This window comes from Mesorhizobium sp. P2_H9 (assembly GCF_056403215.1).
In genome coordinates this window covers 122,329-141,922 of sequence record NZ_JBFUFX010000013.1, presented here as the reverse complement: position 1 = coordinate 141,922, position 19,594 = coordinate 122,329, and the positions used below count along the sequence as shown (strand labels likewise).

Annotated in this window: 18 protein-coding genes; 11 read left to right on the top strand and 7 right to left on the bottom strand. The window is 59.9% G+C overall.

The features are described 5' to 3' along the window. Positions 1 to 12: 12 nt before the first annotated feature. The 4 genes from AC1DXN_RS24025 to AC1DXN_RS24010 all read left to right on the top strand — a co-directional run bounded on the left by AC1DXN_RS24025 (position 13) and on the right by AC1DXN_RS24010 (position 4,328). Positions 13 to 1,002 (top strand): pyridoxal-phosphate dependent enzyme, encoded by a 990-nt coding sequence (locus tag AC1DXN_RS24025; RefSeq protein WP_477276687.1) that lies wholly within the window; start codon positions 13 to 15, stop codon positions 1,000 to 1,002. A 65-nt stretch (positions 1,003 to 1,067) separates the two neighbouring features. After that, entirely contained in the window at positions 1,068 to 2,297 is a 1,230-nt protein-coding gene (locus AC1DXN_RS24020) for an MFS transporter (RefSeq protein WP_477276478.1), read from the top strand. Between the two features lie 53 nt (positions 2,298 to 2,350). Continuing rightward, on the top strand, positions 2,351 to 2,896 hold the full coding sequence (locus AC1DXN_RS24015) for a GNAT family N-acetyltransferase (protein ID WP_477276477.1): 546 nt from the start codon (positions 2,351 to 2,353) through the stop codon (positions 2,894 to 2,896). A gap of 85 nt (positions 2,897 to 2,981) precedes the next feature. Next, complete coding sequence (locus AC1DXN_RS24010; protein ID WP_477276475.1) at positions 2,982 to 4,328, top strand: MmgE/PrpD family protein; 1,347 nt, start codon at positions 2,982 to 2,984, stop codon at positions 4,326 to 4,328. A gap of 106 nt (positions 4,329 to 4,434) precedes the next feature. Here the strand turns inward: AC1DXN_RS24010 and AC1DXN_RS24005 are convergent, their stop codons facing one another. From AC1DXN_RS24005 to ehuB, 7 genes are all read right to left on the bottom strand, one after another. After that, a complete protein-coding gene (locus tag AC1DXN_RS24005) occupies positions 4,435 to 6,369 on the bottom strand; it encodes a hypothetical protein (protein ID WP_477276473.1) in 1,935 nt (644 codons plus the stop codon). Between the two features lie 454 nt (positions 6,370 to 6,823). Further along, entirely contained in the window at positions 6,824 to 8,020 is a 1,197-nt protein-coding gene (locus AC1DXN_RS24000; protein WP_477276471.1) for a pyridoxal-phosphate dependent enzyme, read from the bottom strand. Further along, complete coding sequence (locus AC1DXN_RS23995; protein ID WP_477276469.1) at positions 7,983 to 9,020, bottom strand: succinylglutamate desuccinylase/aspartoacylase family protein; 1,038 nt, start codon at positions 9,018 to 9,020, stop codon at positions 7,983 to 7,985. Before AC1DXN_RS23995 ends, AC1DXN_RS24000 begins: the two co-directional genes overlap by 38 nt. Positions 9,021 to 9,034: 14 nt before the next feature. Continuing rightward, a complete protein-coding gene (locus AC1DXN_RS23990; RefSeq protein ID WP_477276467.1) occupies positions 9,035 to 9,841 on the bottom strand; it encodes an amino acid ABC transporter ATP-binding protein in 807 nt (268 codons plus the stop codon). After that, entirely contained in the window at positions 9,838 to 10,497 is a 660-nt protein-coding gene (locus tag AC1DXN_RS23985; RefSeq protein WP_477276465.1) for an amino acid ABC transporter permease, read from the bottom strand. Before AC1DXN_RS23985 ends, AC1DXN_RS23990 begins: the two co-directional genes overlap by 4 nt. Beyond that, positions 10,487 to 11,146 carry an amino acid ABC transporter permease gene (locus tag AC1DXN_RS23980; protein ID WP_477276463.1) on the bottom strand — a complete coding sequence of 220 codons (660 nt, stop codon included), beginning with the start codon at positions 11,144 to 11,146 and terminating at the stop codon, positions 10,487 to 10,489. The genes AC1DXN_RS23985 and AC1DXN_RS23980 overlap by 11 nt, the downstream gene beginning before the upstream one ends. Positions 11,147 to 11,261: 115 nt before the next feature. Next, positions 11,262 to 12,143: an ectoine/hydroxyectoine ABC transporter substrate-binding protein EhuB gene (ehuB, locus tag AC1DXN_RS23975; RefSeq protein ID WP_477276461.1), complete on the bottom strand. Its 882-nt coding sequence runs from the start codon at positions 12,141 to 12,143 to the stop codon at positions 11,262 to 11,264. Between the two features lie 182 nt (positions 12,144 to 12,325). Here ehuB and AC1DXN_RS23970 point away from each other — a divergent pair, with 182 nt between their 5' ends. The 7 genes from AC1DXN_RS23970 (at position 12,326) to nagA (ending at position 19,531) form a co-directional block, all read left to right on the top strand. Continuing rightward, entirely contained in the window at positions 12,326 to 13,069 is a 744-nt protein-coding gene (locus AC1DXN_RS23970; RefSeq protein WP_477276459.1) for a GntR family transcriptional regulator, read from the top strand. A 68-nt stretch (positions 13,070 to 13,137) separates the two neighbouring features. Further along, entirely contained in the window at positions 13,138 to 14,310 is a 1,173-nt protein-coding gene (locus tag AC1DXN_RS23965) for a M24 family metallopeptidase (RefSeq protein WP_477421682.1), read from the top strand. 150 nt (positions 14,311 to 14,460) lie between these two features. Further along, a complete protein-coding gene (locus AC1DXN_RS23960; RefSeq protein ID WP_477276455.1) occupies positions 14,461 to 15,162 on the top strand; it encodes a winged helix-turn-helix transcriptional regulator in 702 nt (233 codons plus the stop codon). 485 nt (positions 15,163 to 15,647) lie between these two features. Then, the gene (locus AC1DXN_RS23955; protein ID WP_477276453.1) at positions 15,648 to 16,532 is read left to right on the top strand and encodes a glucosamine kinase nucleotide-binding domain-containing protein; all 885 of its coding nucleotides are present in this window, start codon (positions 15,648 to 15,650) and stop codon (positions 16,530 to 16,532) included. Then, positions 16,529 to 17,293, top strand: a complete 765-nt coding sequence (locus tag AC1DXN_RS23950; protein ID WP_477276451.1) for a GntR family transcriptional regulator — start codon at positions 16,529 to 16,531, stop codon at positions 17,291 to 17,293. Before AC1DXN_RS23955 ends, AC1DXN_RS23950 begins: the two co-directional genes overlap by 4 nt. A gap of 28 nt (positions 17,294 to 17,321) precedes the next feature. After that, positions 17,322 to 18,356 carry an SIS domain-containing protein gene (locus AC1DXN_RS23945; RefSeq protein ID WP_477276449.1) on the top strand — a complete coding sequence of 345 codons (1,035 nt, stop codon included), beginning with the start codon at positions 17,322 to 17,324 and terminating at the stop codon, positions 18,354 to 18,356. Further along, positions 18,353 to 19,531, top strand: coding sequence for an N-acetylglucosamine-6-phosphate deacetylase (nagA, locus tag AC1DXN_RS23940; RefSeq protein WP_477276447.1), 1,179 nt, complete (start codon positions 18,353 to 18,355; stop codon positions 19,529 to 19,531). The genes AC1DXN_RS23945 and nagA overlap by 4 nt, the downstream gene beginning before the upstream one ends. Positions 19,532 to 19,594 lie beyond the last annotated feature (63 nt).

Genomic DNA, 19,594 nt, shown 5'->3' with positions numbered 1-19,594 from the left:
AGCTTCTTCTTGATGAAGCTGCTGCCGGCCCGGTTCATGCTTGAGCGCGCTGCTGATCAGGGCCTGTTGAGGCCGGGGGCGACCATCTGTGAGTCCTCGTCGGGAACCTTCGGCCTTGCCCTGGCGATGCTGGCTGTTCAGCACGGATACAGGCTGATCCTCGTCAGCGACTGGGCGCTTGACCGCAATCTTCATCGACGTCTGATCGAGCTTGGCGCCGAAGTGACCATCGTCGACCGCCCGGCTCCCTCAGGAGGTCTCCAACAGGCGCGTCTCGACCGTCTACAGGGGTATCTGCAAGACGTTTCCGGCAGCTACTGGCCGTCGCAATATTACAACCCCGACAATCCGCTGTCTTACGGCAAGGTGGCCGAACAATTTGTCGACAGACTAGGCAAAGTGGACTGCCTGATCGGTCCGGTCGGATCGGGCGGGTCCATGAGCGGGACATCCCGCTATCTGCGCACGCTGTTTCCCGACCTCTATGCAATCGGCGTCGATACGCCCAACAGCGTCCTGTTCGGCCAGCCAAGCGGCAAGCTCAACCTTAGCGGCCTTGGTGGAAACATTCTCCCAAGCAATGTCGACCATAGCCAGTTCGACGAGGTTCACTGGCTTGTTCCGGCAGAGGCATTCCACGCCACGCATGATCTTCATCGCCAACACGGGCTCTTCATGGGTCCGACCAGCGGTGCCGCCTACCGGGTCGCCAAATGGTGGTCGCGCAACAATCCTGGAAAGACGGTGATCGCGCTGTTTCCCGATGAGGGGCACCGATATGCAGAAACGGTCTACGACGCGAAATGGCTTGAGAAAATTGCCGGGTGGTCTGATCCGCTAAGGGCAAGCCCGTTCACAGTCAGCACGCCAAAGGCGCCGATGTCGGGATGGTCACGCTTTGCGTGGGATCGAAGATCTCTCGATGACGTGTTGGCGCATCCCAGCGATCAGCGCGAGACAGCCGCTAACTCAAGGGTCGGTTCGGCGAGGACAGGTGCTTAGGCCCGGTGCCTTTAGGCCCCCTATTGCGCTGCGCGATCGGCATTCTGCGAAGGGGTGAGTGGCCAATGTGTCGTTACCTGGGAAAGCGCTGCCAGAGCCAGTCAGTCCCGCCGGTCTACGCGATGCTGTTTTCCATGCAGTGCGCGCGCAGCATGTACATCGTCCTGGTCTCCTGGTTTGTGCTGCAGATTACCGGTGATATCGCTTTCGTTGGCAAGGTCCTGATCTGCTGGCAATTGCTGACTTTCGCCGTCGGGCCGTTCATAGGACCGCTGATAGATCGGTCCCGTCGTCGCACGATGTTTGCAATCGGCGAGACAATTCACGGCTCAGGTGTGGGATTTTTGGCCCTCACCGCCTGGATGTGTTCTCCAGACCAGCCCCCGATCGCAGTGCTCTACGCCACGGCGTGCTTCGTCTCCGTTGGCTCCCTGCTGTCCTACCCCAGCAGTCAGGCCTTGCTGCAGCTGGCGGGCGCTCGATCACTGATGCGGACCGTGTCCTTCGGCATTCTTTCCGGCCAGGTCGGCAACATTGTCGGTGCGGCCGTCGGTGGATTTAGTCTGGCGTCGATCGGCGTTACCGGCAGCCTGACACTGTGCGCTGCGTCATCCTTCCTGGCTGCTGTGTTCGCGAAGCTTATCGGCAACGACGATCGCATTCTCCAAACGCAGTCCGCCCCTCATATGCAGGATCTGCTTGCAGGCCTGGCGCGGACTGTAAAAGACCGGCGTCTCAAAGTGGCGGGCTGCGCTTTGCTTATTGCCTATGCCTCGGCGCACGCGTCGAACGCTCTTCTGGCCGGCTTCGCGCGATACGAGCTGAAGCTGCCACCCAACCAATATGGCTGGCTCGCGGCGATGTATTCGGGCGGTGGCTTGATCGGAAGCGTGGCCTTCGCGGGGCTTTCCGGTATGGCAATTGAAAGGCGCCTCATCGCTGGCGGAACGGTATTGCTCGCATGCGCGACGGCCGGCTTTTCCTCTGCTCACAGCATGGTCCAGGCTTTGCTGTGGCAAGGTCTCATCGGTTTGTCCTTCATGATGGTTCGAACCGGAAGTGATGTGACGATCCTGAAGACCGTATCGGGCCGGATGGTTGGCCGTGTCCGGACCAATGTCGATGCCGGGATCGGGGTTATCGCGGTTGCAATCTACGTCCTCCCAAGTCTCCTGCCTGGTGTTCCTACCCGGCACATCTTTGTCGGTCTCGCTTGCCTGTTTGCCGGCGGCAGCTGCGCAATCCTTTGGATGCAATTGAACAGGGCGCTCCCCCCACCGCGCCGCCATGAATAGGTCGACCCGATTTGCCCAATCAGCAACCGGTCGGTTTGAAGGAGGCTCAATTCATGAAGGCGCGATCCAAGGATAAGAGGATCTTGCAGACACCCGCCATCAGGCCCAACCTGGATGACATCGACCTGCGCCCAGTCTCGATCTCCGATCGGGCCGCTATCAGACGGTTGGTGCTCGACCCCGAACAGGAGCAGTTCGCCGGGTCCGTGGACGCCATCTTCGATGAACTGCAAAACAGCCGGCATCCAGACGTGGAGCACCCTTTCGCAATTGTCGCCCTCGGGATGAAGATAGGTTTCTTCATCCTGCGCGAGAAAGAGGCGGTGCCCGACTGGGCACCGCGCGGCGTGATCACCATGCACAGCTTTCGGATCTGCCGCACCCGTCAAGGGAAAGGCTATGGGCGTGCGGCATCGGATCTCGCCATTGCCTGGGTGCGGCACAACAGGCCCGACGTCAGGCAACTGATGCTTGCGGTCAACACCCGAAATGCGCTCGCGAAAACCGTCTATCTCAAATCTGGGTTCATCGACACAGGAGCGATCTTTCGCGGTCCGATTGGCGACCAGCACATCCTGAGTTTCGAGATTCAGCGGTAAGTGCGGTTACGACAAATTCCCCCGACAAGGCTTTTCCAATCTGTTAAACCAGGTATACTAGGTTTATCTGATACGGAGGAACCCCATGAAATTTGCGACGGAGCAGCTGGCCGCCTTTGTCACCGACATTCGCTACGAGCAGTTGTCGGATTTGGTCGTCGAAAAGGCCGAACGCGCCATTCTCGACACGCTTGCAGCGCTCATCGGTGGCGTGCCAACCGACAATGCCAGGCTCTCACGCATGGCCGCGAGGGCTTGTTTCGGAGCCGGCCCGGCTCACGCCTGGTTTACCGAGGTCCGGCTGCATCCGCTTGGCGCCCTGTTTGCCAATTGCGCGGCGGCAAGTTCCCTCGACGTTGATGACGGTCACTGTCAAGCAGCAGGCCATCCCGGTGCTGCCATCGTTCCTGCCGTGCTGATGGAAGCGGCAACCCTTGGCAGCGATGGTCACGATGTACTGGCCGCTACGGCTCTCGGTTATGACGTTGCGTTGCGCATCGCCGCCGCCCGCCGCTTCTCCGACACGATGAGCTTTGCCAGTGGCCAATGGACTGGATTCGGCGTCGCGGCGGCCATTGGATGGCTGCGCGGGATGCGCGCCGATCAACTCGCGCATGCAATCGCGATCGCCGGTGCGGAGGCACCGCAAAACCTGCCGCAGGGAGCTTGCCAGGCTAGTTCCGTCAAGGGCAGCAGCCCGTGGTCGACCGTAACGGCGCTGTTTGCGACCGAACGGGCCGGCTGTGGCATGGGCGGCTCCATCGACATGCTGGATCGTGACCATGCCTACAACGTCCCGGCAATCACCTCCGAACTTGGAAGCCGCTGGCTGGTCAGCGAGACTTATCTAAAGCCCTATGCCTCGTGTCGCTATACGCATCCCGTGATCGACGCCGTGCTCGCTTTGGTTGAGGGCCGTGACCAGGGCGAACCGGTTGGCCGCATCGTGGTGGATATTTTTCCTGAAGCGCGAAAGCTTCCCAACGAGATCGCGCCGAAGACGCTCGAGGGGGGACAGTTCTCTGTCCCCTTTGCCGCCGCGCTGGCGGCGATGCGAGGCGCGGAGGCGTTCCGGCCCTTGCGTCCTCATTCTCTTTCAGACGCAGCTGTGGTGGCACTCGCTGGTAAAGTGGAAATTCGCTACCTGGACGAATATGCCGGCATCTTCCCGCAGCGCACGCCGGCGCGGGTGACAATGGTCGTTGGCGGCCGTGAACGTACCGTTGAAGTGCCTCGTCCTCTTGGCGACGCCAACAATCCGATGAACCAGTCCGCAGTTGAAGACAAACTCCACGATCTGGGGCGCGACCTCCTTTCGCATGCCGAGCTCGAAAAACTGATCCAATCGGTCTCACTGCTCAGGCACGGGGAAATCGATCCGCTGCTGGCCTGTCTCGCTTCTAAGCCAATTGCCGTCGGCCACGAATCCTGAACGGGAGGCGCGGACGCGTGCCAGCGACTCAGCGCATATTCCCATTGTGTTTCAGGTGCTACTTGTGACACCGCAGCCTCTCAGGAAAACGGGCGACGATTTCTCATCATTTCTCCCAGCTGGCTCCCGCGACGACACCCACGAGTTCGCAGAGATTAGAATCATGCACTTGCTTTCGACAATCGGGCTCTCCCGGCCTAGCGTCGAGTTGTGAGCGCAATTCGGCCGCGACCCGGGTTGATAGAAGCCATCCCAATGGGACAGGAATGCCGCGGTCGTACATTTGAACGCGCGCATGGAAGTCGAAGCGGTTCAAGTCCGTGCCAAGATCGATGTGGTTGTGGAACTGATAGAGATTGTATTCGACCTGCGCTTCACGGACGCCTAGCACGGCATCCAGCGGGCTCAAAAGCTCACCAAGACCACCGGCGGGCGGGGCCTGCTCGTTAGGGTCGCAGCGCGGCGGCTCTTGCGCTCCAGCCCTCTTCACCGATTCATCCTTGATGACGTCACAAGCAGGAGCGTTGCCGATATGCAGCGCTGTCATTGCAAACTTTGTGGTCTTTGCGCCCTTGTAGTCTTCCAAATATTTTTCTTCACGAAGGAGATAGAGAGCATTGAAGAGCTCGCCCAACGTGACTGTACCCGAATTGTCGATATAGCCACCGTCGACATATCGGGCCTTACGTCCGTTGTTGAAGAAATACCCCGCCGGCGAGAAGACCGGGAAACGCGCGCTGACCCCGGCGGCGGCGCTGAGCGGAGGTCCGTGGTCCCAATCAAGCCAATGCCAATCCTGCGCGCCTCCGAAGGGCTGGGATTGCAGGAAAAGTGGAGTGATCACGAACCGGCGACCGCTCTGCACTTCCGTGGTGTTCAGGAAAAGGTAGGGTATGGCCGGACTGGTGGCGTTGGGTCGGAGATTGTAGATCGACTGGCTCATCAAATCCTGGCCGAAAACGCGCCGAAATGAACGCTCCAGGCTGAATTCCAAGCCAAGCTGGCGGTCGAAAGATGCAATGGGAAATGGAAGAGCTTGCTGTGCAGCATCTGGAAACAACATGCGGGCGAACAGGGGCGACAAATGATCGTCTTGCAGAACCTGCGCTAGCGCGTCCTCGTATATCGGCGAAGCCGGCGACTTGAGATCGCAGCGTCGATCCTTTGTGTCGACCGGCCAGGCCTTGAGCGCTGCCGCGAACAGAGCCGCTCCGACCGCACCGCCTGAAACGCCACTGACTGCGAAGATGTGGTTCACCATGCGAGGACATCGATCCGCAATGCGGGCTAGTGTAACCGCAGTGAAAAATGCTGCACGGATGCCTCCGCCTTCGGCAGAGACCAGGATCACCGGATACTCGTCGAAGCCGTCCTTGTCCGGGCGGCTGCCCATCCATTCATCGAAGGCATCCTCGACGCTTTGGGCCTTTGTGGTGCCTTCCTGCGCTTGGCGGATGATGTGGTTGTCGTTGAGATCGTACCAACTGAAACCGAACGTCAAGCCGATCAGGATCCCTACGAGGCTCAGGTGCAACAGCCGGCCCAGTCGTACCAAAACAGTTGTGAGAACGAGGAATGCAGACAGGAACATCATGAGCACATTGATAGGTCCGAGCGCCTGTGCCACAGCGATCGAGCTTATGGGGATCCCAATCCACGAATCTTTGTCGGCCGCGCCGAAGAAGAGAATGGCGAGCAAGACTGAAGCGAACGCAAGTACGTCTCTTCGGGTGCGTGACATCGTATTGGAAGATAGGATCAGGCCGCGCTTCCGGGCAGCTCGCGCGAGCAGCTTGCAGCCGATCTGCAGGATGATCAGGACGAGTGCCATCACACGATAGGGATAGAGAGAACCCGACGCCACGGACTGCATTGTGTAGAATGCGATGGCGAGGACCGCCGTTGGAAACCATCGGCACGCGAATGAGATGATATGCAGGCCGAGCCGTGACACTTTCGCGTCCGCGATGCCGCTCCTCAAAAGGTCCCCTGCGCTGGCGGCCATGACCGACCCGAAGCTCATCGCAACGAGCGCCGTCACCAAAAGGCGCGTCCAACGCACTCCTGCCTGCCCTCCCCCGCCAGCGTACTCAAGCATCGCCTCGAAGGTTTGGCTGTTAGCAAGGCCCGGCAGGAGAAAACACAACGTCAATGCGAACCATACGAAAGAGACCGGCCACATCCGAGCCACGACACGGAGCAGCGCGACGATGGGGCGTAGCCAATTACCAATCCGCTCGCCGGCGTGACGCAGTGTTATATAGGTTCGCGCGCACCGCCGGCGCCGAGACGCTACGTCTCCACTCATTCGGCGAATGAGCCACAACCTCATTTCCACCTTTCTGCTCATATTAATGCCGCTCGGCAGGTGAATCGATCTTGGAAAACCTGGAAGTAGAAGGTCCAACATGGTCGCCTCCGCCGACCCTACAACGTTTATCCGCGCCAGCCCCATCCTAGTGCCAACGCAGATCGCACCAAGATAGAGATCCTTGCTAGGCAATCACCGTAACGGGACGCGTGAAGGTTTGGAACTCGGAAAACCCGCTGGACGTGCCGACAAGCACGACTGCTGCATCCGACGCGATTACACCTTGGGCGACAAGTTTTCGCAGACCGCTCAGGGCTGCCGCGCTCGACAGCTCGAGATAAAGCCCGCAACGCGCCAACCGCCTTTGATCGTCGAGTGCTGCCTTATCTTCGATGACGACCACCGATCCCTTGCACGATGCGATTGCATCGAGCGCCTGATAGGTCACGGTCGCGCCGCCGATCGAGGTCAAGGCCGAGTGGCCTGGGAAGTTGGCCCGATAGTCCTCGCCGGCAAGCACTCTCGAGATTCGCCCAAAAGGCTCGACGGCATGGATGCGGGGGCGTTCTTTGACAAGTCCGGCTGTCTGCAGATCGCAATATCCACGCGCAATCCCCCACAACAGGTCTGCTCGCGCTGTCGGGACGAGGATGTCGGTGCATGTGCGGGTGCCCAGTTCGCGAAAGATCTCGAAGGCGAGCGATCTGTAGCCATCCACGCCAAAGGGGTTGCTGCCCACTGGCGGAAAGGAAAAATTGGTGGCTGGGTACCAGTCCCCTGCCCGCACCCGGTCGGCGAGCACCTGCCAACGGTGTTCGGGGGTTTCGGTGGCCAACAAGGTCGCACCATGCATCTCGATCGCGCGGCGCCAGTTCGGGTTCATGTCGGGCGTGGTCACGACAACGCAATTTAACCCAACGTGAGCAGCATAGGCAGCCAGCGATACGCCGGCATTGCCGCTTGAGGCGGCGGCGACCGTCGAGGCGCCGATCTGCAAGGCACGCTGAACCACGAACGTGCTCATGCGATCCTTGTGTGATCCACTCGGATTGGCGCCCTCATTCTTGAGACAGAGTGTGCGAACGCCGATCTCCTTGGCCAACCCTTCCAACGCGACAAGGGGCGTGTTGCCCTCGCCCAGCGTCGGATGGTCAGGATAGACCTGCCAGTCGGCAAGGCACGTCAAGGACGTGGGGAATTCCCGATATTCGATCGCAAGGCTCGCCGGCATGTGGTGGCCGAGACAGGTCGGACAGCCCTCGAAATAGTCAGCGATCGGAAAGACAGTCCGGCAACGAACACAGCGCAGTCCAGTCACACGGGGATTAAGCCCCGGAAACGATCTAGGCATGTGGTGCGCGGCCCGGGCTGCTGACGTCAATATCGGTCATGAGTTTGAAGAGACAGTCGCCGCGATCGGTGAGCGAGGGAACCCTTCGGCACGCAACCAGGCCGGACGATTCGAACAGCAATGTCTCGGGTTCGCGTGTCGGCAAATCCGGAAAGTGAATGCGGCCCGCAATCTGACCCTTTGTGACCTCATCACCAACGTTCGCAGCCGGTTCGAAAATGCCGCGGTCGTGGGCGTAGACGAACGCGCTGTGACCCTTGACCGTCATCAGGCGTGTGGATGAAGCCGGTTCGACAGGGACGTCGCGCAAAATCCCCTGGTCTTTCAACAACCGCTTCAGTCCGGCCTCGGCGAGCGACAAGCCATCTTGCGACAAGGTTGCGCCACCGCCAAGTTCCGTTGTCAAAGCCAGTGCGCCCCGCTCCTGCGCCGCCGCAGCCAACGTCGTAAGACCGCCACCGCCTGTTCCGTCACTGACGAAGCCGATCGGCGCTCCAAACAAGCGCATGAGCCTGAGCAGGGCTTCATGCTCGTCGGCGGTCCGTCCCGGCCGCACCAGCGAGCTCACCACATAGTCAAGCGAGCGCCCACCGGAATGAAGATCGACCACCACATCCGCCATCGGGATCAACACCTCGCAGACGTAGTGAGCGATCATTTCGGTTGGGGATCCGGTCGCCTTGCCAGGAAACAACCGGTTGAGATTGCCTTGGTCGAGCGGGGAGACGCGGCGGCCGGCAGCGACCGCCGGGGCGTTGAGCGCCGGCAGGATCAGCAGCCGCCCCGAGACCTGGTGCGCTTCGATCTCGCGAGCCAGATTGGAAAGGGCGATCTGGCCTTCGTATTCGTCGCCATGGTTGCCAGCGATCAGCAACGCCGTTGGGCCGGAGCCATTCTTGATGCACACCAGGGGGATCGGGATCCAGCCATATGCGGACAGGTCGGACGAATGAGGTAGCCTCAGACAGTCCGACTGCTTTCCGTCGGCGCCGAAGTCTATCGGCGTCCAAATTCGCGTTTCACCAGTCATGATCCATCCCTTATTCAACGAAGCATCTTGTCCAGGAAAAGCCGCGTCCGCTCCTGGCTCGGCGCGGCAAAAAAAGTGGCCGGCGAAGCAGTCTCGACGATGCTTCCCTGATCCATGAAAACCACCTGGTCGGCGGCTTCTCGAGCGAAGCCCATCTCGTGGGTGACGCACAGCATCGTCATGCCGTCTGCGGCGAGGTCGATCATGACGTCGAGCACTTCCTTGACCATTTCGGGATCGAGAGAAGATGTCGGCTCGTCGAAGAGCATGATCTTGGGGTTCATGCAGAGCGCGCGCGCTATGGCTACGCGCTGCTGCTGGCCGCCGGAAAGCTGTGCTGGATATTTGTGCGCCTGCTCCGGTATTCGAACACGCTCAAGATAATGGATGGCAATACTGGCAGCCTCGCTCCTGGATTTGCCAAGGACACGTCGCAAAGCCAAGGTACAGTTGGCCATGACGGTCAGATGCGGAAACAGATTGAATTGCTGAAACACCATCCCGACGGTCCGGCGGATTTCCTGCAGCTGTTTCTGGTCTCGGCTGAGATCGGAGCCGCCAATGCGAACGGTTCCGCTCTGGAAGGTTTCCAGTCCGTTTGCGCACCTGATCAGCGTCGACTTTCCCGATCCAGACGGCCCGCAAATCACGATCCGACCGCCCTGCGGCACGGCGAGGTGGATGTCCTTCAGGGCATGGAAGCTTCCAAACCACTTGTTGAGCGCAACCACTTCCACCGCCGTCGCTTGATCAGCGCCATGTTGTTGGCCGATCTCCAGAGGCCAAGGGGCTGCCTGTCGCACAGACTGACCATTGCTCATCGGTTTGTCGGCCCAAGCAACTTGCGTTCAAGCAATTTGACCCCCTGTGCGATCGCCAGAGCTAGAACGAGAAACACGATGCCGACGACAGTCAGTGGTTCGGCATAGCGGTAGGTGTTGGAGGCAATGTCGAGCGCGCTGCCCAGCATCTCGGGCACCGCAATGACAGCCAGATAAGGCGTCGCTTTCAGAATCGAGACGAAATGATTTCCCACAGGGGCTGCGACATTGCGGAGCATCTGGGGAGCCAGGATGAAAGACACGACATCGATCCGGTTCAAGCCCAGCGCCTCCGCTGCTTCGGCTTGACCTTTCGGAATGGCGTCGATCCCCGCCTTGAACACCTCGGCGAGATATCCGCTGAAATAGATGCTCAGGCCCAATATGCCCACCACCAGCGCCGGCAATGTGAACCCCCAATGAGGAAGAACGAAGTAGAGAAAATAGAGCCAGGCCAGCACCGGCGTTGAACGGATGAAGTCGATCGTGAAACGCATCAGATAGCCGGGTGCGGACCCCGCTCGTCTGACGATCTCAAGGCAGAACCCGAGGATTGAAGCGCCCGCGCAACTCAGCAGCGCAACGCCGATCGTGGTTCCGATAACACCCAGGATCGTCGGAACCGTGGAGGCGGCAAAGGCAAAATCAAAATTCATTCGTAAGGCCCTTGCGCCCACCCGCGCGCTGCTCAACCCATCGGCCAAATACCGTGACGGGATAACAGACGACGAAGTAGGCGAGCAGAAGCGAGGTGTAGACGCCGACGGGATTGTATTCGAGTTCGGCGATTTCCTTGGCCCGGAACGTCATGTCGGTCAGGGTCACGAGCGACACCAGCGCGGTGCCTTTGATCAACTGGATGAACTGGTTGATGAAGGTCGGCGCCATCCTTGTCAGGGCTTGCGGCAGCTCGACCAGGACGAGGATATGGGGGCGCGGCAAACCCAGGGCCGCGGCGGCTTCGAACTGCCCGCGATCGAGCGACTGAAGGCCGGCTCTGACGGCCTGGCTGCCATATCCTCCCGCATTCAACCCCAGCACCATCGCACCCACGGTGATCGCCGGCAGTTGGATGCCGACGACCGGAAGCACATAGTAAAAGACAAAGAGCAGGATGATCACGGCCGAGCTGCGCCAGAACTCTATGACCGTTGTCACGGCCAGGCGTGCAATGCCCTTGGTCAGATATTGCGCTACACCGAAGATCAAGGCGAACGGAACGGCAAACAGCAGCCCCAAGGCGGTCACGGTTGCCGTGATGCGGAACCCATCAAAAATGCCGACGAATATTTCAACAGTGGTCACGTTCGAACATTCCTGATCGTGGACTCTTGGCGCCAACCAGGACGCTCAGCAGACGGGCATTGCTGTGCGTTTGGCGGGGAACCAGGCGGTCAAGCAGCCGTTCAGCTGCAGCCGTTCAGCTCTGCCCGTCGCAAACCTGATCGCTGGTCAGATCGGGCGCCTTCTCCTGATCGCTGAAGCCGTTCTTGGTCATGATGCGTGCTACCGTGCCGTCAAGTTTGAGCGCCTTGAGCCGAGAATTGTACAAGTCGCGAAGGTCAACGTCCTCCTTGCGAAACGCGATAGCCGAATAGCCGTAGAGCTCCGTCCCGTTCTGCTGCACCCCTTGGAACGGCAATGCGCGTTCAATCCCGTGAATGTTTTCGTCCGACAGGATGCGAGCCACCGTCGGCGCCGAGAATGCCGCGACATCGATCCTGCCCGTGAGCAGCGCCGAAACATTTGACTGAATGTCGGGGAAGAGCAGCGTGTGCTCGTCGAGCACGCCGGCGGCGGCCGCATTCTTCGCCGTCGTGCTGCCGCGTCCCACACCAAATCGTATCTCGGGGTCCGCTGCGATCTGGGCGTAGCTGTGAATGCGCTTCGGGTTGCCCTCGGCGACCAGAGCCGCATCCGCGAGCTTGAGGTCGGGGTCGCTAAACGCGACGAGCGCGCAGCGCTCGGGCGTTATGTAGAGCCCGGCGGCGATCGCATCGAAACGCTCTGCTGAAAGTGCGGGTATCAACGCGCCGAATTCGGTGATGACGATTTCCACTTTGCTGACCCCAAGGCTCTCGAAGGCAGCCTTGATTAGTTCGGGATCGAAGCCCGCAGCTTCGCCGTTCTTGTCGCGAAATCCCCAAGGCGCGCCATTGGAAATCCCGATAACGATCTTGCCCTCGCGCAAGATCCGCTCGCGTGTCGTCTCAGCCCTTGATGTGCCGATGGCTGCAAGCAGCAGCGCACAGCCGGTCGCCAGGGAGGTCATTGCCTTCAAGAACCGCAACGTGGCTGCCATGCTATTCTCCCATGCTGATTAAGTAAGGTAATCCAGGTATAACAGCTATATCAATTTTTTGTAAAGCCAATATTTGAATTTTGTAAAACAGCGCCTCGCCTGTGTGCTGAGCCATCGCAGGGCATAGACATCGCCTCGTCGATACGATAGGTAACCCTGGTATACCTAATTGTGGGGTTCACATGACCGGACAGACCTGGACCGCTCTGCATGAAAACGTGCGGCAGGAAATCATGCGCCGCGTGCGCACCGGAGAGTATGTTGCAGGCAAGGCGCTGCCTTCCGCCGCCGCCCTGGCAGACGAGTTCGGCGTAAGCTCGGTGACCATCAAGCGCGCGTTGCGCGATCTTCAGCCGGCCGGCATCTTGCGGGCCGTGCCGGGGCTAGGGACCTTTGTGCGAGATCAGCGAAGGTTCATTCGTGATCTCGATTTCTCTTTGACGTCCTTCGATGACGCCCTGCGGCTTGGCCTGAAGCCCTCGATCGAGCTCATCTCCTTGACGACGGAAAAGATTGACGATGCGGCCTTTGATGTACTCGAACCGCCGGATGGGTTGATGCTGTGCGTGCGCAAAGTGATCTCCGCGGACGGCACGCCGATCATGTATGACACTTCTTACCTCCCCCGCTCGTTGAGCGACGCGGTCATTGATGAGTTCGGGGAGAAGTTCATCGGCGACGCGTTGCGCGGTCACGGAATTCAATTCACTAAGACCAAGTTGCTGATCGATGCCGCGCCGGCCTCCGAGCAAGCCCAACAGACCTTCACGATCAAGAACGGATATCCAACGCTGCGTCGCCTCTATCGGTTGAGCACAACCGACAAGTCCTTCTCAGTCTTCGGCGTAACGGAATCGCCCTTCGACCGCTTGGCCTGCGTGGTGGAACTGGATGCTGGGGGCAAAAGCGCGAAGCCGAAAAAGTAAGGGCGACGCGACAGTTCGGCGAACCGGGCTACGCGAAGCAACAACAATTACTGGCACTCCAGGAGCAGATGAAGATTATGCTTCCAGCACCACCGTCACCAGACGTGCCGCTCGACGAGCAGGCAATACGGCTCGCCACTGTCCGTCGCGAAATGGCCCAGGATGCAGTCGATTTCCTGGTTCTCACCAATCAGAAGAACATTGAGTATTTCACTGACTACCGCACATTGACCTGGGGCTATCATTCACGGCCGCTATTCGTGGTGATCGACCAACGAGACATTCTTGTCGTCGCCAATCGGATCGAATCAAGAAACCTTGAATCGAGGCCAAGGGCTTTTTCGATCGTCTACTATACGGGCTATCTCGCGGAAGGCGCTTGCGCCATCGTCCAGGAAATTTCCGTTCGCGATCCGGCGGCCACGGCGAAGGCCGCGATCGATTATGGACAGGATATGCTCGGCCGCGGCTCTCTGGAAATCGTCGATGGCTTGAGAGCACGTGGCGGCCGACTGGAGAGCGCGACGGACCTGCTGTGGCGAACCCGCGTCATCAAATCGCCCTTCGAGGCAAATCTCAAGCGCATCTCGTTCGAGATCGTCAACGCTGCCTTCGACGATGCCGTTTCGCAGGCACGCCTAGGCATCACCGAGGTCGAGCTTTGTCGGCAGATCCAGTCGCGCATTATCCTGAATGGAGCAGAATGCGCCGATCCGATTGCAATGACCTTCTGCAGGGGTGAGTTCAATTACAGCCGCCCACCCCAGATGCAGCCCTTGGCAGTCGGCCAGTACGCCTGGACGGATTTTCGATCGACCTATGGTGGCTATCCGGCTGATAGAAACCGCATTGCCCGCGGCGGCCTGCCCGAACCTTGGGAGATTGATGCATACGACCGAACGCGTGGGCTCACGGTAGCGCTGGCGAATGGCGTGAGGGCCGGGATGACGTGCGGTGATGTTTTTGGGACCTTCGAGCAGCTTTGGCGCGATGCAGACTTGCCCCCGGCCTACGGGCTTGTTTCCCGGATTGGCCATGGCGGAGGGCTCGATGTCACCGAGCCGCCATCCATTTCCAAAAACAACCCCGAAATCATAAGGCCGGGCATGATCCTTCACCTCGAGCCCAAGCTGGAGATCAATGGCGCCGTCTTTCAGTTCGAGGAAGTCATCTATGTTCGCGAGACAGACATCGAGTTCTTGAGTGAACTTTCGCCCGAACGGATGCCGGTCATCAATTGAGGAGTTAGTGGGCTCGCAGGTCGTGCGGCGGCACAAAGCCAACTGACTGAAAGCCGGGGAAGTTTCGGAAATCCGGCGGTTGCCAGACAGATGGGGCGTGCCAAGAGACGGGCATTGCGTCACGCCGCCTGGGAGAACTGAACCGCACCTATGAAGCCACTCATCGTGATATGCTCGCATGACGCGGAGTTCTATCTGGTGCTTAGCCACATCCTTGCGGTGGACGGCTTCACCAGTGCGCTGGCCAGCAACGTCGATGAAATGTTCGAGCTGGCCGCCGATACACCGGTCCAGGCATGCGTGCTGGACTGCCGGCCGGACAATCGGATGGCCGACATCTGTATCCGGCTAAGACAGGACGTCCGCACAAGCGCCCTCCCCGTCGTGGCACTGATCGCAGCCGGTGCGGAGGGCCAGCATCTGGCGTTGTTGAAGTCCGGAATCAACGAAAGCTTCATGAGGCCATTGGCGCCGCCCAAGCTGCTTGACTACCTGCACTCCAGACTCGCAACTGGCCGACAATCTGGAATACGAACCCCCGCCGCTATGTCGCTGAATTATGGCGACGTCGAAATGAAGATCGACAGCCATCACGTGCGTTGCAACGGCAGAGAAATTCTGCTGGGGCCGATCGAATTCAGGCTGCTGCGTCACATGCTCGAGAACCCGGAAAAGGTGCTCAGCCGCGACGAATTGATCGCCGTGGCCTGGCCGGACAATGTCTACGTCGGTCCGCGCACGGTGGACGTTCATATCAGCCGCCTGCGAAAGTCGCTCAAGCATTCCTCACATGGGGACATCATCCGTACCGTGAGACTGGCTGGATACGCGCTGGAATGTCACGCGTTCTGATCGATGACTATCAGGTGGCCCCGCGAGAGACTCCCGGAACGCTATTCGTACACGCACATAGCTCGTCGGTCCTCGGCATTGTGTCGAGGCCGTCGTCCAGCCAGGCGCCACGATATGCTTCAACCGTTGGAAATCGGACTTCCCCTTAGAGATCCAGCGAGCGCCATGACACCGCAGACCGTCAAGCCCGCAGGGCGAGCCAAGAATTGACCGCAGTGGRTGCGACGAAGCCGCCTCCGTCATTTGCGCAAAAAGCGATTTCCCAAATCGAAGGTCTATCCGCTTTATTCCCTTTTGACATTTCTGTATGTTTGTGCGACGTACAAACCATAACTTTCCGCCAGAAGCCGGGCGGGCCTGACCTTTGCCAATGAGCAGAGCACCGTCGGTCGAGCGTTCGCTCGTCATCACGGCGAGAGCAATGCTTGGCGGTCCCTGAGGCAGGACCGCTGAGCGGGTGTTGTGTTCACAAGATGCAGGCGTCCATGACCTCTTATCTAATCGGGATTGACGGTGGGGGAACGAGCTGTCGGGCGGCAGTAGCAGGTTCAGACGGCCGTATCCTTGGGCGAGGAAAATCTGGTCCTGCCAACATTCTCTCGGATCCTCAGACGGCTCTGTTGAATATCACCGACGCAGCGCGCGGGGCCTTCAAGGAAGCCGGACTTGATCCCGACGGTATTGCGGCTGCGCGTGCTGTTATCGGGGCCGCGGGTCACAATGTCGGCGACGCTGTCCATTACGTGAAGCAGCGGCTGCCCTTTATCGCCGCCGAGATCGAGTCCGACGGACTGATCGCGCTTCAGGGCGCACTTGGTGACAAGGACGGCGCCGTAGCCATTTTGGGGACTGGCACGATCTATATCGCGCGCCGGGGCGAAAAGCTGACTTACACTGGCGGGTGGGGCTTTACTGTCGGCGACCTTGGCAGCGGCGCTCGCCTTGGCCATGCGCTCCTGCAAGAAAGCCTGCTAGCCTATGACGGGGTTCATCGCTCCTCTCCAGCAATCGATTCCGTCCTTTCGGACTTCAACAACGACCCGCGAGACATTGTCGAATTTGCCCGACAGGCAAAACCAGGTGAGTTCGGTCGCTATGCGCCGCGAGTATTCGAGTTCGCCGAGCGAGGAGATCGCATTGCGGCACGTCTGCTGAAAGATGCCGCCGGTAGCGTTGACGAAGCGCTTGACCTCTTGGTGGCACGGGGAACCGAAAGGATTTGCCTGCTCGGCGGGTTGGCGCCGTTCTATTCGCCCTGGCTTGCGTCCCGGCATCGAGCGTTGCTGGCAGAACCCGAGGGCGATGCACTCTGCGGGGCTCTAGCACTCGCGGTTGCGCGGTTTGCGCGTGCACCGGGGGCGATCGGATGAGGGCCAGGCTCGCTGCGATGCTTCCGCTTGCAGGCTTGGACACCAAAGGAGCCGGGCCGCTTTACCACAGACTTCGGGTATCGCTCGAAGAGGCGATCCTGTCGGGCAAACTCCACCATGGCGACGTTCTTTATCCCGAGCGCGTTCTCGCCGATTACGCCAAGGTCAGCCGTGTGACTGTCCGGAAAGCAATCGACCACCTGGTACGCGAAGGTTTGCTTGTGCGCCGTCCTGGTTCGGGGACCTTCGTTGCTCAATTGGCCTCTCAAGCAGATCAGCGCCTGTCGCATATGACCTCTTTGACTGAGGAGATGTTCTGGCGCGGCTCCAACGTCAGGACGGAGTGGATGGAGCGGAGCATCAGCTATCCATCTCCTGAGGAGATGATGACGCTCGGCCTCTCGGCCAAGGTTCAGGTCGCGCGACTTCACCGGTTGCGCATATGCGATGATCTGCCACTTGCCATCGAGCGCACTTGCATATCTGCAGAATTCCTGCCCGACCCGCTGCGCGTCACCTCATCTATTTATGCTGTGTTCGAAGATGCGCATGCGCGGCCAGTGCGTGCGATCCAACGCATTCTCGCGTGCGGCATTCACAACCCGGATGCCTCCGTCCTTGAAGTGGAATGTGGAGCGCCCGGTCTGTTGGCCAAACGGGTCGCCTTTCTTCCTTCAGGCCGACCGATCGAATTTACCTGTTCAGTTTTCCGCGGCGACGCCGGTGGCTTCGTCAGCGAATTCAAGATTTCAGAAACTTGACCAAACGATCCGAGGAAAGCGCCCCCTAATGCATCCCAACGCGCAGACGAACATGCGGCGAGAAATCGATGAGATTCCCGACGCCGCTTCCAGGTTACTCGATCGCTCGGCGAAAGACTTCGCCAGCGCGGGTGCGGCCTTACGCGTCAAGGATCCGGCATTCGTCGTGACGATCGCGCGCGGCTCTTCGGACCATGCCGCGCTGTTCCTGAAATATGCCATCGAACTCACAGCCAGAATACCTGTCGCCTCAATCGGACCGTCACTTGCGTCCATCTACGGGACCGAGCTGACGTTACGCCGCGGTGCTGCCATCGCGATCTCGCAATCTGGCAAAAGTCCTGACATCGTCGCGATGGCTGACGCAGCAACGCGCGCTGGCGCTACTTCGATCGCGCTGACGAATACACTGCCGTCGCCGATTGCCGATGCCTGCAGCCATGCTTTGGACATTCTGGCCGGGCCTGAAAACGCGGTGGCCGCCACCAAGTCCTACGTCAACTCCATCGTCGCGGGACTTGCGGTGCTAAGTGAATGGACAGGGGATGCTGCTTTGAAACGCGCGGTGGCGGATCTGCCCAAGCACTTCGCGGAAGCGATCAAGCTTGAATGGCAAGACTTTGCCGCCGACCTGGGTGATGCCGGCTCAATCTACGTGCTGGGTCGTGGGCCGGCGCTGGCGATCGCGGGCGAAGCGGCGCTGAAATTCAAGGAAACCACGGGCATTCATGCCGAAGCTTATTCTGCGGCCGAAGTGCTGCACGGACCTGTCGCACTGGTCGGCACGCGCTTTCCGGTGCTGGCGCTTGCGGCCCGCGACGCCGCCGAAGCCTCGGTCGCCGAGACTGCCGATGCCCTGCGTGGAATGGGGGCCATCGTACATACGACTTCGGCGCGGGCAACGCATGCAAAGCGCCTCCCCTTTGTCGAGACCGGTCACCCGATCACCGATGCGCTGGCATTGGTCCTGCCGTTTTATGGCTTCGTCGAGGCCTGGTCGCGCGTGCGCGGCAACAATCCCGATGCCCCGGCCAACCTCAAGAAGGTGACAGAGACGATATGACTGTCAAATCAAGGATCACGGGCGCGCGCATCTTTGACGGCATGAGATGGCATGACGATGCTGCGCTCGTGATCGAGTCAGGCCATGTAAGTTCTATCATTGGCGAAGATGTTGGCATCGATGGCGTGGAGACGGTCGACGCACGCGGGCTGCTGCTGGTTACGGGCTTCATCGACTTGCAGGTCAACGGTGGCGGCGGCGCCCTCTTCAACGAGCAGCCGACGCTTGAGAGCATCCGGCAAATCTGCGCCGCTCATGCGCGCTTTGGCACGACGGCGTTGCTGCCGACGCTGATCACCGACACACGCGAAACGAAAACCGCAGCGATAAAGGCCGGCCTGGAGGCGAAGGCCGCTGGGGTCCCGGGATTCCTTGGATTGCATCTCGAGGGCCCGCACCTCTCCCTGGCTCGCAAGGGGGCGCACGATCCAGCGCTGATCCGTCCCATGGAAAAGCTGGACCTCGACGAGATGCTCGCTTGTGTGACGCAACTGGGCTGCTTGATGGTGACGCTTGCTCCGGAAAATGCCACCATGGGGCAGGTGAAAGCACTTGCCGATGCCGGCGTGGTCGTCAGCCTTGGTCACACCGATGCCGGCTTCGAGACAAGCCGCACCTTTGCCGGGGCGGGAGCCCGCGCGGTCACGCATCTGTTTAATGCCATGAGCGGCCTTGGTCACCGAGAGCCTGGCGTCGTTGGGGCGGCGCTGGCGACCGGTTCGCTTCATGCGGGAATGATCGCGGATGGCTTCCATATCGACCCTGCGGCGATGGGCATTGCGTTGCGCGCCAAGCAGGGGCCGGCACACATCTTCCTCGTGACCGATGCGATGTCGACGATCGGCACCGATATGGAGCGCTTCTTCCTGAATGGCCGCGAAATCCAGCGCAAGGACGGACGGTTGACACTGGCCGACGGCACGCTCGCCGGGGCCGACATTGACATGCTTTCCTCCGTCCGCTTCGTGCATGAAAAGCTTGGCTTGCCGATTGAAGAAGCATTTCGGATGGCCTCCGCGTATCCTGCCGACACCATGGGCATCGCCTCGCACAAGGGTCGACTTATACCCGGAGCCGATGCGGACTTTGTGCTTTTGACACCTGAACTTGAACTCAATTCGACCTGGATAGGCGGGCAGAAGGTTTTCGACGCTGGCGCGCCCTCTGTCGTTTGAAGTCTGCACTTCGCGACGGCGAACGAAGCCAGCCGTATCTCGCCCGCTAGTGTCGCGCCTCGA

What these genes read in the sequence shown, in the direction of transcription:
- AC1DXN_RS24025 (WP_477276687.1), top strand. Translation starts at nt 13, where the DNA reads ATGAAGCTGCTGCCGGCCCGGTTCATGCTTGAGCGCGCTGCTGATCAG.
- AC1DXN_RS24020 (WP_477276478.1), top strand. Translation starts at nt 1,068, where the DNA reads ATGTGTCGTTACCTGGGAAAGCGCTGCCAGAGCCAGTCAGTCCCGCCG.
- AC1DXN_RS24015 (WP_477276477.1), top strand. Translation starts at nt 2,351, where the DNA reads ATGAAGGCGCGATCCAAGGATAAGAGGATCTTGCAGACACCCGCCATC.
- AC1DXN_RS24010 (WP_477276475.1), top strand. Translation starts at nt 2,982, where the DNA reads ATGAAATTTGCGACGGAGCAGCTGGCCGCCTTTGTCACCGACATTCGC.
- AC1DXN_RS23995 (WP_477276469.1), bottom strand. Translation starts at nt 9,020, where the DNA reads ATGACTGGTGAAACGCGAATTTGGACGCCGATAGACTTCGGCGCCGAC.
- AC1DXN_RS23990 (WP_477276467.1), bottom strand. Translation starts at nt 9,841, where the DNA reads ATGAGCAATGGTCAGTCTGTGCGACAGGCAGCCCCTTGGCCTCTGGAG.
- AC1DXN_RS23985 (WP_477276465.1), bottom strand. Translation starts at nt 10,497, where the DNA reads ATGAATTTTGATTTTGCCTTTGCCGCCTCCACGGTTCCGACGATCCTG.
- ehuB (WP_477276461.1), bottom strand. Translation starts at nt 12,143, where the DNA reads ATGGCAGCCACGTTGCGGTTCTTGAAGGCAATGACCTCCCTGGCGACC.
- AC1DXN_RS23970 (WP_477276459.1), top strand. Translation starts at nt 12,326, where the DNA reads ATGACCGGACAGACCTGGACCGCTCTGCATGAAAACGTGCGGCAGGAA.
- AC1DXN_RS23965 (WP_477421682.1), top strand. Translation starts at nt 13,138, where the DNA reads ATGAAGATTATGCTTCCAGCACCACCGTCACCAGACGTGCCGCTCGAC.
- AC1DXN_RS23960 (WP_477276455.1), top strand. Translation starts at nt 14,461, where the DNA reads ATGAAGCCACTCATCGTGATATGCTCGCATGACGCGGAGTTCTATCTG.
- AC1DXN_RS23955 (WP_477276453.1), top strand. Translation starts at nt 15,648, where the DNA reads ATGACCTCTTATCTAATCGGGATTGACGGTGGGGGAACGAGCTGTCGG.
- AC1DXN_RS23950 (WP_477276451.1), top strand. Translation starts at nt 16,529, where the DNA reads ATGAGGGCCAGGCTCGCTGCGATGCTTCCGCTTGCAGGCTTGGACACC.
- AC1DXN_RS23945 (WP_477276449.1), top strand. Translation starts at nt 17,322, where the DNA reads ATGCATCCCAACGCGCAGACGAACATGCGGCGAGAAATCGATGAGATT.
- nagA (WP_477276447.1), top strand. Translation starts at nt 18,353, where the DNA reads ATGACTGTCAAATCAAGGATCACGGGCGCGCGCATCTTTGACGGCATG.